General features: G+C 72.8%; 16 protein-coding genes. 6 read left to right on the top strand and 10 right to left on the bottom strand.

The window, feature by feature from the left end; translation table 11 throughout:
- The 3 genes from CCN29_RS22305 to CCN29_RS22295 form a co-directional block, all read left to right on the top strand.
- Nucleotides 1-313 (top strand): DUF742 domain-containing protein (locus CCN29_RS22305; RefSeq protein WP_086684007.1); only part of this gene is annotated, 313 nt, incomplete at its 5' end.
- Nucleotides 294-932, top strand: coding sequence for a GTP-binding protein (locus tag CCN29_RS22300; protein WP_006134871.1), 639 nt, complete (start codon nucleotides 294-296; stop codon nucleotides 930-932). The genes CCN29_RS22305 and CCN29_RS22300, both read left to right, overlap by 20 nt.
- Before the next feature lie 22 nt (nucleotides 933-954).
- Nucleotides 955-2,217, top strand: a complete 1,263-nt coding sequence (locus CCN29_RS22295) for a styrene monooxygenase/indole monooxygenase family protein (RefSeq protein ID WP_086684004.1) — start codon at nucleotides 955-957, stop codon at nucleotides 2,215-2,217.
- On the opposite strand, the gene CCN29_RS22290 is transcribed toward CCN29_RS22295, so the two are convergent.
- The 6 genes from CCN29_RS22290 to CCN29_RS22265 form a co-directional block, all read right to left on the bottom strand.
- Nucleotides 2,181-3,347 (bottom strand): C40 family peptidase, encoded by a 1,167-nt coding sequence (locus CCN29_RS22290; protein WP_442538449.1) that lies wholly within the window; start codon nucleotides 3,345-3,347, stop codon nucleotides 2,181-2,183. The two genes, CCN29_RS22295 and CCN29_RS22290, sit on opposite strands and share 37 nt — an antisense overlap.
- A gap of 103 nt (nucleotides 3,348-3,450) precedes the next feature.
- Entirely contained in the window at nucleotides 3,451-3,765 is a 315-nt protein-coding gene (locus tag CCN29_RS22285; RefSeq protein ID WP_031020546.1) for a DUF8847 domain-containing protein, read from the bottom strand.
- A gap of 53 nt (nucleotides 3,766-3,818) precedes the next feature.
- Nucleotides 3,819-4,472, bottom strand: coding sequence for a TetR/AcrR family transcriptional regulator (locus CCN29_RS22280; protein WP_006134867.1), 654 nt, complete (start codon nucleotides 4,470-4,472; stop codon nucleotides 3,819-3,821).
- A 99-nt stretch (nucleotides 4,473-4,571) separates the two neighbouring features.
- The gene (locus CCN29_RS22275; protein ID WP_086683998.1) at nucleotides 4,572-5,510 is read right to left on the bottom strand and encodes an AurF N-oxygenase family protein; all 939 of its coding nucleotides are present in this window, start codon (nucleotides 5,508-5,510) and stop codon (nucleotides 4,572-4,574) included.
- Between the two features lie 71 nt (nucleotides 5,511-5,581).
- Entirely contained in the window at nucleotides 5,582-6,082 is a 501-nt protein-coding gene (locus CCN29_RS22270; RefSeq protein ID WP_086683995.1) for a DUF3291 domain-containing protein, read from the bottom strand.
- A 108-nt stretch (nucleotides 6,083-6,190) separates the two neighbouring features.
- Nucleotides 6,191-7,042: a helix-turn-helix transcriptional regulator gene (locus tag CCN29_RS22265; protein WP_086683991.1), complete on the bottom strand. Its 852-nt coding sequence runs from the start codon at nucleotides 7,040-7,042 to the stop codon at nucleotides 6,191-6,193.
- Between the two features lie 139 nt (nucleotides 7,043-7,181).
- Here CCN29_RS22265 and CCN29_RS22260 point away from each other — a divergent pair, with 139 nt between their 5' ends.
- From CCN29_RS22260 to CCN29_RS22250, 3 genes are all read left to right on the top strand, one after another.
- A complete protein-coding gene (locus CCN29_RS22260) occupies nucleotides 7,182-7,445 on the top strand; it encodes an Atu4866 domain-containing protein (RefSeq protein ID WP_006134863.1) in 264 nt (87 codons plus the stop codon).
- Between the two features lie 116 nt (nucleotides 7,446-7,561).
- Nucleotides 7,562-8,320 (top strand): SDR family NAD(P)-dependent oxidoreductase, encoded by a 759-nt coding sequence (locus CCN29_RS22255; RefSeq protein WP_086683988.1) that lies wholly within the window; start codon nucleotides 7,562-7,564, stop codon nucleotides 8,318-8,320.
- Nucleotides 8,321-8,387: 67 nt separating this feature from the next.
- Nucleotides 8,388-9,155 (top strand): SDR family NAD(P)-dependent oxidoreductase, encoded by a 768-nt coding sequence (locus CCN29_RS22250; RefSeq protein WP_006134861.1) that lies wholly within the window; start codon nucleotides 8,388-8,390, stop codon nucleotides 9,153-9,155.
- A gap of 15 nt (nucleotides 9,156-9,170) precedes the next feature.
- Here the strand turns inward: CCN29_RS22250 and CCN29_RS22245 are convergent, their stop codons facing one another.
- The 4 genes from CCN29_RS22245 to CCN29_RS22230 all read right to left on the bottom strand — a co-directional run bounded on the left by CCN29_RS22245 (nucleotide 9,171) and on the right by CCN29_RS22230 (nucleotide 13,290).
- Entirely contained in the window at nucleotides 9,171-10,631 is a 1,461-nt protein-coding gene (locus CCN29_RS22245; protein ID WP_086683983.1) for a penicillin-binding transpeptidase domain-containing protein, read from the bottom strand.
- Nucleotides 10,628-11,992, bottom strand: a complete 1,365-nt coding sequence (locus CCN29_RS22240) for an FtsW/RodA/SpoVE family cell cycle protein (RefSeq protein WP_006134859.1) — start codon at nucleotides 11,990-11,992, stop codon at nucleotides 10,628-10,630. The genes CCN29_RS22245 and CCN29_RS22240 overlap by 4 nt, the downstream gene beginning before the upstream one ends.
- A 43-nt stretch (nucleotides 11,993-12,035) precedes the next feature.
- Complete coding sequence (locus CCN29_RS22235; RefSeq protein WP_086683980.1) at nucleotides 12,036-12,635, bottom strand: SH3 domain-containing protein; 600 nt, start codon at nucleotides 12,633-12,635, stop codon at nucleotides 12,036-12,038.
- A 148-nt stretch (nucleotides 12,636-12,783) separates the two neighbouring features.
- Complete coding sequence (locus tag CCN29_RS22230; protein WP_086683977.1) at nucleotides 12,784-13,290, bottom strand: protein-tyrosine phosphatase family protein; 507 nt, start codon at nucleotides 13,288-13,290, stop codon at nucleotides 12,784-12,786.
- Between the last annotated feature and the right edge of the window lie 148 nt (nucleotides 13,291-13,438).

Raw genomic sequence — 13,438 nt, 5'->3', positions numbered from 1 at the left:
TCCTCGGCGGCCTCCAGCGCCACGGCCGGCCGCGGCGCTGGAGGCCGCCGAGGAGCGCAGGGAACTCACCTCCGGCGGCCTCGCCCGCGTCATGCCGGAGGTGCGCGCCATCGTCGAACTGTGCCGCCGCATGCGGACGGTGGCCGAGATCGCCGCGCTGCTCCAGATGCCGCTCGGCGTGGTCCGCGTCCTGCTGAGCGACCTCGCGGACCAGGGAAAGATCCGTGTCTACGGAACGGGCACCGGCCACGGCACGGGCCGCCCGGACCGCGCGCTGCTGGAAAGGGTGCTGAGTGGACTCCGCCGTCTCTGACGCCGCCCCTGGCGTCACCGAGCCCGTCCAGGGGGACGAGCCCCTGCTGCCCTGGCAGACGGACCCCACCCGGGCCCCGATCGCCACGAAGATAGTCGTGGCCGGCGGCTTCGGCGTCGGCAAGACCACCCTCGTCGGCTCCGTCTCCGAGATCACGCCGCTGCAGACCGAGGCGCTGATGACGGAGGCGAGCGAGGGCACCGACGACCTCACCGCCACGCCGGGCAAGACGACCACCACCGTGGCGATGGACTTCGGGCGCATCACGCTCGACGACGACCTGGTGCTGTATCTCTTCGGCACGCCCGGCCAGCAGCGGTTCTGGTTCATGTGGGACGACCTGGTGCGCGGCGCGATCGGCGCCGTGGTGCTGGCCGACACCCGCAGGCTGAAGGACTGCTGGCCGGCGCTGGACTACTTCGAGAGCTGCGGGCTGCCGTACGTGGTGGCGGTGAACCACTTCGACGGCAGCGAGCGCTTCGACCCGGAGGACGTGCGGGACGCCCTCACGATCCCCGCGCACATACCTGTCATGATCATGGATGCGCGCCGCCGGATCTCGGTCATCGAGACCCTCTTGTCCCTCGTGGGCCACGCGCTCGACGAAACCCCCGAGTAGCCCCCTTAGGAGCGTCCCCCGTATGCGGAAGATACTCGTCGTCGGGGCCGGCCAGTCCGGTCTCCAGCTCGCCCTGGGCCTCCAGTCGCACGGGTACGAGGTCACCCTCATGTCCAACCGGACCGCGGACGAGATCCGCACCGGACGGGTCATGTCCACGCAGTGCATGTTCCACACCGCCCTCCAGCACGAGCGTGACCTCCAGCTGAACTTCTGGGAGTCCCAGGCCCCGAAGATCCAGGGTCTCGGCGTGTCGGTCGCCGCCCCCGGCTCCTTCGACCCGGGTCCCTCGCAGCGCGCGATCGACTGGCTGGGACACCTCGACGGGTACGCGCAGTCGGTGGACCAGCGGGTCAAGATGGCCGGCTGGATGGAGACCTTCGCCCAGCGCGGCGGACAGCTCGTCATCCACGGCGCCGCCGTCGGCGACCTCGACTACCTCTCCCGCGCCTACGACCTGGTGCTCATCGCCGCCGGCAAGGGCGAGCTGGTGCAGATGTTCTCCCGCGACCCCGAGCGCTCCCCGTACAGCACCCCGCAGCGCGCCCTCGCCGTCGCCTACGTGCACGGCCTGGGCCCGCGCCCGGAGCACCCGGACACCGAGGCGGTCCGCTGCAACCTGGTCCCCGGCGTCGGCGAGATGTTCATCATGCCGACGTTCACCACGTCCGGCCGCGCCGACATCCTGTTCTGGGAGGGCATACCCGGCGGCCCGCTCGACGCGTTCACGGACGTCAAGGACCCGGCCGAGCACCTCTCCCTGACCCTGGAGCTGATGGAGAAGTTCCTGCCCTGGGAGTACGCGCGCGCCACCAAGGTCGAACTGACCGACGCCGGCGGCACCCTGGCCGGCCGCTACGCCCCGACCGTCCGCAACCCCATCGGCCGGCTGCCCTCCGGCGGCCTGGTGCTGGGCGTCGCCGACGTCGTCGTCGCCAACGACCCGATCACCGGCCAGGGCTCCAACTCCGCGTCCAAGTGCGCCGCCGCCTACCTCGCCTCGATCCTCGAACACGGCGACAAGCCGTTCGACGAGGACTGGATGCGGCGGACCTTCGACCGCTACTGGAACACCGCCCAGCACGTCACCAAGTGGACGAACGCCATGCTGGCCCCGCCGCCGGAGCACATCCTCAACCTGATCGGCGCGGCCGGACAGCTCCAGCCGGTCGCCGACCGCTTCGCCAACGGCTTCGACAACCCGGCCGACTTCGAGAACTTCTTCTACGAGCCGGACAAGACGAACGCCTACCTCGCCGAGGTCACCGGCGCGGCCGGCGCGTAGCTCACCCCGTACCCCTCGTCGGACCCGTCCGTCGCCCCCTCGGGGAGCTCCGGCGGCACGTAGTGCTCCAGGGGCTCCCCGCCGGGGTCGGGCCGCACCGCGCCCAGCACCGGGTTGGCCGCGACCGGCGACACCTTGACCCGCGCGCCGGGCCGTGGCGCCTGCACCACCATCCCGTCGCCCAGATACAGGGCGACATGCGTGGCGTCGTGGAAGTACACGACGAGGTCGCCCGGCCGCAGGTCCACCAGCTCGATCCGCTCCAGCCGCGCCCACTGCTCCTGGCTGGTCCGCGGCACCTCCGCGCCCGCCGCGCGCCACGCCTCGGAGGTCAGCCCCGAGCAGTCGTACGTCGCCGGGCCCTCCGCGCCCCACTGGTACGGCTTGCCGAGCTGCTCCACCGCGTACCGCACGGCCCGCTCACCGGCCGCCGACGGGGCGTTCGCGCTGCTCAGCGCGCCGGACGCCACCAGCTCCCGCTGCGCCTCGTCCACCCGGCCGCGCTCCAGCTCGGCCAGCTCGGCGAGCTGCTCCGCGGTGAGCGACGCCAGCAGCTCCTCGACGTCCCGCAGCCGCTCCACCACCTGGTCGCGTTCCTTCTTCCTCCGCTCGGTGAGCGCGATCCGCTCGTCCAGCGCCTTGCGCGCCCGACGCGCCAGCTCGCCCGCCTGCCGCGCGTCACCGGTCAGCCGGCCCACCGTCTGCGCCCGCTCCCGCGCCAGCTGCCCGATCACATGCCCCTGCTCCAGCGCGCGCTGCGGGTCGCGCGCCAGCAGCAGCCGCACATAGGGGGAGAGACCGCTCAGCGACTGGTACTGCTGCCGGGCGAGCCGTCCCGCGGCGCCCCGGCTGTCGTGCAGGGAGAGGCGGGTGCGGGCCAGCGCCTTCTCCAGCCGCTCCGTCTCGGCGCGCTGCTTCGCCAGCGCCTCCTCGGTGGCGTTGAAACGCTCGGTGGCCTTCTCGGCCTCCCGGTACAGGGTCTGAAGGTCCGTCAGCAGCTCGGGGACGGACCGGCCGCCGGACGCGGCGGCGCCGCCCGGCTCAGGGGCGGCCGCCGCGGGCAGGGGGGCGAGCACGGTCCCGGCCGCCAGCGCCGCCGTACACACCAGACGCAGAAGCATTCCTGACACGCCATCACCTCCGACGCGGGGCGGCCCGTCCGCTCCGCACCGCGAGCATCAGGGGGGTGTGCGCGGTCCGCTCGCCGAGTGTGCGCGGTTCGGCGCAACGGGGTCACCCGTCGGCGTCGTCCGGCTTGCCCTCCGGCGTGGCGTCCGGGCGCGCCGGGTGCTTCGACCACGGCCACCGCGGTCCGTCCCCGGCCCGGCCGGCGGGGTCGTAGAGGTACTTCCAGCGGGCGGTCAGGCCGGTGAGCGTGCTCCTCCCGCGCGGCACCCTCCGGTAGACGAGCACGGTGGGCGGGCCGCCGTCCGGAGCCGGGACGGGGATCCGGTACGTCTTGGGCGGGTGCCCGGTGATGCCGAGCAGCACGGGCAGGACGCGCCCGTCCATGGGGCCGCCCTCGAAGGGGGTGTCTTCGCTCTTCACCCCACCAGTCTCGGCCATCGGCCGCGCGTCACAGGTCCGCGGCCGGCCCCCGCTCACAGGTCCGCGGCCAGCGCCCGCACCAGGGCGTCGGTCTGCGCGTCCCGCCGCGCGGTCACCGTCAGCACCGCCACGAACTGCTCCACCAGCCAGTCCCGCAGCTCCTCCTGCGGCGGCTGCTTGTCCTCGTCGAGCCAGATCAGGGAGGCGGCCTCCACGGCCGTGATCCACATCCGGATGGTCATCCGCAGCCGGGGCCCGGGCTCGTCGACGCCGAGATGGCGCAGGATGTGCTCGGCGGCGGCCCGCCGCACCCCGTCCACGATCGCGGTCGTACGGGAGGTCTCCACCACGCTGCCGCCCTGGAGCAGCGCGCTGAAGCCGGCGTCGTGGCGGCCGACGAAGGCGAGGTAACGCTCCACCGCCCGGGTCAGCCGGGGGAGCAGCGGGCCCGCCTGCGGCTCGTCGAAGCAGTCCCGCAGCTCGTCGGCGGCGGACTTCAGGGCCGCCTCGTAGAGCTGCTGCTTGCCGCCGGGGAAGTAGCGGTAGACCAGGGGCCGCGACACGCCGGCCGCCTCCGCCACGTCGTCCAGCGACACGTCTTCCGGCGCCCGGTGGGCGAACAGGGACAGCGCGGCCTCCAGCAGCTGGGTGCGGCGCTCCTCGACACTGAGGCGCCGGTAGGCGGGGGTGGGGGCCTGCGAGGTCATGCCCGCAGCGTAACCGGCCGTCGCCGCCGCACGCCGGGCACGGCCGCCCGCACCGGCCGGAACGCGACCCCGGGGGCCGGGCCCGGGGGGCGCGCCCGGTCAGGCCAGCAGCCCCGAGGAGCGCCAGAGCCGGCGGCCCACGCCCCGCAGCACGCCGATGTCGTCGAGGAAGTCCGTCAGCTTCTTCGCGCCCTGCTGCATCACCTCGCGCCGGTGCCCGCTCGCCCGCACCTGCGCCACGGCCTCGCGCCGGTCCAGGCCGACGTTCGTGTAGACCTCCGGGTTCACGAAGGCCACCGAGAACACCCGGGCGAACTCGCCGGACGAGACGCGGGTGAACTCCTGGGACCAGCGGGGCGCGGTCATCATCTGGCGCCGCAGCTCCTCACGCGCGTACCGCACGTGCCGCGCCTCCTCGACCACATGGATGCGGGTGACGCCCCGGATCAGCGGCTGCACCCGCTCGTCGGGGAACGTCAGCCGCTGCATCCAGTCCAGCACCTCCTCGCCGAGGAGCGTCGCGGTGAACGAGCCGGGGGTGGTGGACACCGTCTTGAAGAGGCGCCCCAGGTTGTGGTGGACGCGGCTCACCGGGTACCAGGGGGTGCCGCTGTGCGCGATCACCCGGGCGAACATCTTCGAGTGCCGGCACTCGTCCTCGATCTCGGTGAGGGCGTAGCGCACGTGCGCGCTGGTCGCGGACTTGTCGTAGATGTGCCGGACCAGCAGCTGCATCAGGATCAGCTCGAACCAGATGCCGAGGGAGGCGAGCGCGGCGGCCTCGTGCCGGGAGAGCAGCAGGCGCTGCTCCTCGCTCATCCGCTGCCACATCGGGGTGCCGTACAGCGACACCAGCTCCGGCGGCCAGAACCACTTGCCGTCCTCGAAGGGCGCCTCCCAGTCCAGCTCCTCGTCCGGGTCGAAGGAGTGCTTCGCGGAGGACTCCAGCAGCCGCAGGGCCACCGCCTCCCGGTTCTTGAGCTGCCCGAGCGCGTCCCGCAGGCCGTCGAGCGCGTCGGTCTCCGGCAGGGTCGTCATGACGGTTCCACCTCGGGGCGTCTCGGGTTACCGGCAGGTCACCTTTATGAGACTGCTTGTCAGCAAGCCCGTCAATCCCCTGTGCGGGACTTGTCGCCGACCGGTGCGGCCGGCGCGAGCTCGTCCGCGCCGGGCGGGAAGGAGGTGCGCAGGGTGAAGGCGTACGGCGTCGGACCGTGGGTGCGCAGATGGACCAGGCGCGCCTCGGCCTCCGCGACGTCCGGACGGTGGCCCGCCGGCACCCACCACAGGGCGGTCATGGCCTCCTCCACCCGCTCGAACCACTCGCGTCTGCGGCTGAGCATCTCCCGGTGCCGGCCCTGGTACATGAACGCCGTCAGCGCGTCCGTGTCCCGCCACACCGACAGGTTGACGATCAGCCACGGGTCGTCGAAGACGGGGATGGCCGTGGCGTCGCCGTCGTCGCTCTGGAGCCGCCACACGAACCCGGCGGCGGCGTCCGCGTCCGCGTTGACCGGGTCGAGGTTGTCGACGAAGTCCTTCAGCAGGGGGGTGTCCAGAGGCGCCTTGAGCCGGGCGATGTTCACCTGGGCGAGTTCGTATGCGGTCATGTACCGAACGTTAGGTCGGGAACTCCGCCGTCCGGCACCCCCGTCTCACCAACTGGGCTTCCCGGCAGGCACGTTGTCCTGGCCGGGACGCCGGCCGCGAGGTGACGGCTACTCGGTCGCGTGCGGGGAGTGGTCCTGGCGCCGGGTGGCGTGGAGGGAGCCGAGCAGGCGGAGGGAGTGGGCGCTGGGGCTGCCCGGTTCGGCGTGGTAGATGACGAGCTGCTGGCCGGGCGCCTCGCGTACGTCGAACGCCTGGTAGGTGAGCGTGAGCGGGCCGACGTCCGGGTGGAGGAAGTGTTTGGCGTCCCGCGTCTTGCCTCCCACGGTGTGGGACCGCCACAGGCGCGCGAAGTCCGCGCTGTGCTCGGTGAGGGTGCCGACGAGTTCACGCAGCCGCGGGTTGTCCGGTTCGAAGCCGGTCGCCTCGCGGAGGTTGGCGACGGTGGCTTGGGCCGCCCGGTCCCAGTCCGCGTAGAAGGCGGGGCCGGCGGGGTCGAGGAAGGTCATGCGGGCGAGGTTGTCCGCCGGGGTGAACGCCGAGTAGAGGGCCTGGGTCAGCGCGTTGGCCGCGAGGAGGTCGAGGGCTCGGTTCATGACGAACGCCGGGGTGTGGGGGTAGCCGTCCATCAGCTGCCGCAGGGCGGGGCTGACGCGCCCGGTGGAGCGCGGCGGGAGCCGGTCGCCGGGCGTGGCCCCGGCCAGCCGGTACAGGTGCGCCCTGGCGTCCTCGTCTAGGTGCAGCGCCTGACTGAGCGCGTCGATCACCTGGGGCGAGGGGTTGCGTTCGCGGCCCTGTTCCAGGCGGGTGTAGTAGTCGGCGTTCACTCCGGCCAGGACGGCGACCTCCTCGCGGCGCAGCCCGGCGACCCTGCGGGTCCCGTAACTCGGCATCCCGACGTCGTGCGGGCGCAGGGCGGCGCGGCGTGCGCGCAGGAAGTCCCCCAGGTGGTTGTCGTCCATGCCCTCAGGCTAGGCGGGGCGCCGTCGTGCTGCCTGGGTGTGCCGCACCCAGGCAGCACGCGTCCTGGTCGGTCCCCGCTGACCTGCGCAGACTCGGTGGAGCGGAAGGAACCGCACCGTTCGAGCAGAGGAGGCCGCCATGGCCGAGACCGAGGACGGCCACGTGGACGTGGTCGGCATGTGGGTGACCGAGGACGGGCACATCCGGCAGGAGCTGCTGCCCGACGGCCGTTACGACGAGGCCCGCGGCGACCGGGCCAGTGCGTACACCGGCCGCTACACGGTCACCGGAAGTCACCTGGACTACGTCGACGACACCGGCTTCACCGCCACCGGGGACATCCGCGACGGAGTGCTCTACCACGAACACCTCGTGCTGTACCGGGAGTCGGACCCGTCGTAGCGGGGGCGGCGAGCGTGGCGGGACAACGGGCGACCGCCGAGACAGGCGGCAGTCGCCGACGGACGTGTCAGCAGTCGCTGACAGACACAGCAAACGCAGAAGGAAGGACCGTTTTCATGACCGGACGACGGCTTGAGGGCAAGGTGGCCCTGATCACGGGCGCGACCGGGGGCATCGGTGCGGCGACCGCCGAACGCTTCGCCCGGGAGGGCGCCCGGCTGGTGCTCACCGATGTGGCCTCAGAACCCCTCCAGTCGCTGGCGCGGCGCATCGAGGCGGGCGGCGCGGAGGTGACGACCGCCCTCCTCGACGTCTCCTCCGCCCGGGAATGGGAGGAGGTGACCACCCTCGTACGCGATCGTTTCGGCGTGCTGGACGTGCTGGTGAACGTCGCCGGGATCCTGGACTGGCCGGGTGTCGAGGACACGCGGGAAGAGGCGTGGGACCGCGTGATCGACGTGAACCAGAAGGGCACCTGGCTCGGTATGAGGGCGGCGATGCCGCTGCTGCGCGCGAGCGGCAACGCGTCGGTGATCAACACCTCGTCCGTGCTCGGCCTGGTGGGCAGCGGCGCGGCGGCGGCCTACCAGGCGTCGAAGGGCGCGGTGCGCCTGCTGAGCAAGACGGCCGCGGTCGAGTACGCCCGGCAGGGCGTACGGGTCAACTCGATCCACCCCGGAGTGATCGCCACCCCGATGATCCAGGACCTCCTGGACGAGCAGGGCGACCAGCAGCCGGACATCCGACGCACCCCCATGCGACGGGCCGGCCGCGCCGACGAGATCGCCTCCGCGATGCTCTTCCTCGCCTGCGACGACTCCTCCTTCGTCACCGGCTCGGAACTCGTCGTCGACGGCGGCCTCACCGCGCACTGAACCACCCGCCCGCCGGGCGTCCCCGACGCCACCCATAAGACGACACCCCTCACAGAAGGACCCCATCATGACGCCCACCCCCGCGTCCGCCGACGCATCCGAGTTCGCCGGGAGGACCGCCCTGGTCACCGGGGCCGCACGCGGCGTCGGCAAGGAGACCGTGGCACTGCTCCATGCCCGCGGCGCCCGCGTCGTCGCCGTCGACCTGCGTCCCGACGTCACGGCCCTGGAGGACGCATACCCCGGCGTCCTCGCGGTGCGGGGCGACATCACGCGGGAGGAGACCGCCGTCCACGCGGTCTCCTCGGCGCAGGACGCCTTCGGAGGCCTCGACATCCTGGTGAACAACGCCGGACGCACCCTGAACAAACCCGTCACCGAGACCACCGCCGAGGACTGGGACACCGTGATGGCCGTCAACGCCCGCGGCTCCTTCCTCTTCGCCCGGGAAGCCTTCCGGGTCATGCGGAGCCGGGGCGGCGGGAGCATCGTCAGCACCGGGTCCTACGCCGGCACGGTCGCCCTGCCCGACGGCGTCGCCTACAGCGCGTCCAAAGGCGCCCTGGCCCAGCTGACCAAGGTGCTCGCCGTCGAAGGCGGACCCTGGAACATCCGCGCCAACCTCGTCGCCGCAGGCGTCATCGAGACCGACTTCCTCGACACGTTTCGCCCCGACAGCCGCGCCTACCTCGCCTCGTTCGCCGACGCCCAGCCCCTGGGCCGCGTCGCACAGCCCGAGGAGATCGCCGAGATCCTCTGCTTCCTCGCCTCACCACGCTCCGGCTTCATCACCGGAGCCGTGGTCCCCGCGGACGGCGGCTTCACCGCCGTCTGACGTGGGGGTGACCGCTCACCCGGACCGCAGCACCGCCTCCATCACCGCCCGCGCGACCGGGGCCGCCGTGCCGCCGCCGCTGATCTCGCGCCGGTTGCCGGCCGCGTCCTCCACCACCACGGCCACCGCCACCTTCGGCTCCAGCTCGTCCTCCCGCTGCGCCCAGGAGATGAACCAGGCGTACGGCGTGCCCGAGTTGCCCAGGCCGTGCTGGGCGGTGCCGGTCTTCCCGCCGACCACGGCGCCGGGGATCGCCGCCTTCCCGCCGGTGCCGTCCTCCACCACCCCGCGCATCAGCTCCCGCAGCCGGCTCGCCGTCGCCGGGAGCATGGCCCGCCGCACCGCGCCCGACCCCGCCGCGGACACCGTGCCGCCGCCCGCCCGCATGGTCCGCTCCACCAGGTACGGCTCGCGCACCTGCCCGCCGCTCGCCACGGCCGCCGCGACCGTCGCCATCTGGAGCGGCGTGGCCCGCGTGTTGTACTGCCCGATCGACGACAACGCGAGCTGCGCCGCGTCCAGCGTGGTGTCGAAGGTGCTGGGCGCCACCCGGAACGGGATCCGCAGACCGGCGTCGTTGAAGCCGAAGCTCTCGGCGGCCCTGCGCATCCGCTCCAGCCCCGTGACCACGCCGAGCTGGGCGAACACCGTGTTGCAGGACCGCACGAACGCGTCCCGCAGGGTGGCGTTGCCGCACTTCCCCGCGCCGTTGACCAGCCGCGTCGTCGTCCCGGGCAGCAGATACGGGTCGGGGGAGCGGGTCGGCTCGTCGAGGCCCTTCACCACGCCCGCGTCCAGCGCCGCCGCCGCGGTGACCACCTTGAACGTCGACCCCGGGGGATAGGTGCGCTGCACCGCCCGGTTCAGCATCGGCCGGTCCGGGTCGGCGTTCAGCCGCGCCCACGCCTCCCGCGCCGCCGCGCCGTTCCCGGACAGCGGCTCCGGGTCGTACGACGGCATCGACACCAGCGCCAGGATCCGCCCCGTCGACGGCTCCACCGCCGCCACCGCGCCCTTCCGCCCCCGCAGACCCTCGTACGCCGCCTGCTGCGCCCGCGGGTCGATCGTGGTCAGCACGTCGCCGCCCGCGCTGCGGGAACGCGTGAACTCGTTCCACAGCGGCAGCGGCGCCAGCACCGGGGCGGCCCCGGACAGCACCGCGTCCTCCGTGGCCTCCAGCAGCGTCGTGCCGTACTCCTGCGAGGCGAAGCCCGTCACCGGCGCGTACAACGGCCCGTCGAGGTACGTCCGTTCGTACCGCAGGTGCTCCCCGGTGTCCCGGGACCCGGTGACCGGCCGGCCGCCGACCAGGATGTCGCCGCGCGGCTGCTGGTACCGCGCGATCGCGGCACGCCGGTTGGCCGGGTTGGTCTCGTAGTCCTCCGCGTGCAGCACCTGCACCCGGGCCGCGTTGACCAGCAGCGCGAGAAGCAGCAGCGCGCAGAACAGCGCCGCGTGCCGGATGTGCCGGGTCACCGGAGCGCACCCGGGGCTGCGGCCTGCCGCCGCGCGCTGTCGCTCAGCCGGACCAGCAGCGCCACGATCGCCCAGTTGGTCACCACCGACGAGCCGCCCTGCGCCAGGAACGGCATCGCCATGCCGGTCAGCGGGATCAGCCCGGTCACCCCGCCCGCGATCACGAACACCTGGAGCGCCACCAGCGATGCCAGCCCCACGGCGAGCAGCCGCCCGAACGGGTCACGCAGCGCGAGCCCCGCCCGGTAGCCGCGCTCCACCAGCAGCCCGTACAGCAGGAAGACCGCGGACAGCCCGGCCAGGCCCAGCTCCTCGCCGGCCGTCGCCAGGATGAAGTCCGACTTCACCGCGAAGCCGATCAGCACGGAGTGCCCGAGCCCCAGCCCCGACCCCAGCATCCCGCCCTCGGCAAAGGCGAACAGCGACTGGGCGAGCTGGTTGGGACCCTCGCCCGCCTCGATCGACGCGAACGGGTGCAGCCACGTCTCGATCCGATGGTGCACGTGCGGTTCGAGCCGGCCCACCGCGACCGCGCCCAGCGAGGCCAGCAGCAGTCCCAGCGCGATCCAGCCGGTGCGGCCGGTGGCGACGTACAGCAGGACCACGAACAGGCCGAAGAACAGCAGCGAGGTGCCGAGGTCCCGCTCCAGGACCAGCACGCCGACGCTGACCAGCCACACGGCGACGATCGGCCCGAGCACCCGCCCGGTGGGCACCTGCATCCCCCACACGCGGCGGCCCGCGTAGGTCAGCGCGCCCCGGTTCGCGGCCAGGTACGCGGCGAAGAACACCGCCAGCAGCACCTTCGCGAACTCGCCCGGCTGGATGGAGAACCCGGCCACCCGGATCCAGATGCGGGCGCCGTTCACCGAGGGGAACAGGATCGGCACGGTCAGCAGGACCAGCGCGACGGTGACGCAGAGGTACGTGTAGCGCTGGAGCACCCGGTGGTCGCGCAGCACCAGGATCACCGCGATGAACAGCGCCACCCCCAGCGTCGACCAGATCAGCTGCGCGGGGGCGGCCCGGTCGCCCGGCGTCTCCAGGTCCAGCCGGTAGATCAGCACCAGACCCACCCCGTTGAGCAGCACCCCGATCGGCAGCGGCAGCGGGTCGGCGAGCGGGGCCCGCCAGCGCACCGCCAGATGGGCCAGCACGGCGAGCACACCGAGCCCGGCGCCGTATCCTGCGGCGCCGGGCGGGACGGTGCCGTTCCTGGCGAGGCCGACGGCGCAGTAGCCGTACACCGACAGTCCGACGGCCAGGACGATGAGGGCGAGTTCCACACCGCGACGCCCGGTGAGACGCACGGTGGACGCGGGCGGGTCCGCCGTCGCCAGGGTGATACCGGCCTTGCTCATGTCCGGAACTTACCCAGATGCGACGCTTCGTGCGCTGTGCCGGTCAGCACCAGCGTGGCGTGGGACCGAAGGTGTCGATGTACCGGGCCGGACCCCAGGCCCAGGTGCCGTCGGTGAGCAGGTACCAGGTCGAGTTGCCGTCCACCCGGCCGCCCTGCGCCTTGCAGAAGATGTGGACGACATCGCCCTTGCGGGCGTACCGGATGACCTGCGAACCCCGCTCCGGGGCGCTGCGCAGCGCCAGCCGCTGGACCGTCACCACGCCGCGGGCCTCGCCCTGGTCGCCGTGATCGCCGTGGTCGCCGCCGGTCTGCTGGTTGTTGTTGCTGTTGCCTTGCTGGTGGGAGCCGGTGTTGTTGCCGTTGCCGCCCTGCTGGCTCCAGTTGCCCTGGTTGTTCTGGGTGTTCTGGTTGTTCTGGGTGTTCTGGCTGGACTGGTTGCCCTGACCGTTCTGGTTGCCCTGGCCGCTCTGGTTGTTGTGGCTGTTCTGCCCGCTCTGGTTGCTCTGGTTGTTCTGGTTTCCCTGGCCGGGGTCGTCCGCGGCGAGCGCGGGGGTGACGGCGGTCGCGAGCGCCAGGGCGCCGGCGGCGAGCGCTATGGGCAGACGGCGGGTGAGCGGGGCACGCGGGCGTCGTAGGGACATGGCAGTACCTCCATGGGGGGAGACAACAGGTCGAAGGTGACTTGTCGCCACATTAGGAGCGCCCCCCGGCGCCCGCCCGGTCTGCTGCGCCATCGGGGACGGCGCTCCGCCTACCGGGGCACACGCCCCGTCAGGGCGGCCGTCCCCGTCACTCGGCAAGTTCCTCCAGCATCCGCGCGGTGGCGAGTCCCGCCCGCAGGTAGTCGACGAACAGGCCGTTGTGCAGCGCCCAGGAGGAGCGGCGGGACCGGATCAGCCGGACCGCCCCCTCGGCCGAACGGCCCCTGCGCATCAGCGCGTGCGCGACCACCAGACCCGAGCGGTTGTAGCCGTGGAAGCAGCGGACGAGGACCGTGCGGCCGGCGTCCAGGGCCTCGCACGCCGCCTCGGCCAGCCGGATCACGCCCGCGAGCTGGGTGCCGTCCAGCGGACCGTCCGGGATGGGCCACACCTGGTGCTCGACGCCGGGGTCGGGGCCGTGCCCCGGCAGCCGCAGCAGGGTCTGCACCAGGTCGAACTGCCGGTGCACGATCACCGGCTCCACCCGCCCCGCCGGTCCGCGGACCTCGTGCCCGCCCATCCACAGGCCCGGCTCGATCTCGTCCCACGGGCTGTCCGGAGCCGGTACGTCGGGTTGACTCTCGCGGGTACGCAACGGCGCCTCCCACTCTCATCGCCCAACTGCTGTCCACGGTATCCGGCTTCTTGCCCCCGCAGCACCCCGCCTGTTCCCATGGAGTCGGGGTGATGGCGCATGGACGGACCGCGCGTCGTGCCGGCCCGCCGGCACGACGCGCGGTCCG

Source organism: Streptomyces pseudogriseolus, from assembly GCA_002154585.1.
Classification (GTDB): domain Bacteria; phylum Actinomycetota; class Actinomycetes; order Streptomycetales; family Streptomycetaceae; genus Streptomyces; species Streptomyces pseudogriseolus.
Note: the sequence above shows the minus strand (reverse complement) of the source record. Positions and strands in the feature narration are given on the sequence as shown.

Bases quoted from the DNA above. Each gene is read 5' to 3' on its own strand.
- CCN29_RS22250 (WP_006134861.1), top strand. From the start codon at position 8,388: ATGACGCCCACCCCCGCGTCCGCCGACGCATCCGAGTTCGCCGGGAGG.
- CCN29_RS22270 (WP_086683995.1), bottom strand. From the start codon at position 6,082: ATGACCGCATACGAACTCGCCCAGGTGAACATCGCCCGGCTCAAGGCG.
- CCN29_RS22240 (WP_006134859.1), bottom strand. From the start codon at position 11,992: ATGAGCAAGGCCGGTATCACCCTGGCGACGGCGGACCCGCCCGCGTCC.
- CCN29_RS22260 (WP_006134863.1), top strand. From the start codon at position 7,182: ATGGCCGAGACCGAGGACGGCCACGTGGACGTGGTCGGCATGTGGGTG.
- CCN29_RS22255 (WP_086683988.1), top strand. From the start codon at position 7,562: ATGACCGGACGACGGCTTGAGGGCAAGGTGGCCCTGATCACGGGCGCG.
- CCN29_RS22280 (WP_006134867.1), bottom strand. From the start codon at position 4,472: ATGACCTCGCAGGCCCCCACCCCCGCCTACCGGCGCCTCAGTGTCGAG.
- CCN29_RS22295 (WP_086684004.1), top strand. From the start codon at position 955: ATGCGGAAGATACTCGTCGTCGGGGCCGGCCAGTCCGGTCTCCAGCTC.
- CCN29_RS22265 (WP_086683991.1), bottom strand. From the start codon at position 7,042: ATGGACGACAACCACCTGGGGGACTTCCTGCGCGCACGCCGCGCCGCC.
- CCN29_RS22275 (WP_086683998.1), bottom strand. From the start codon at position 5,510: ATGACGACCCTGCCGGAGACCGACGCGCTCGACGGCCTGCGGGACGCG.
- CCN29_RS22235 (WP_086683980.1), bottom strand. From the start codon at position 12,635: ATGTCCCTACGACGCCCGCGTGCCCCGCTCACCCGCCGTCTGCCCATA.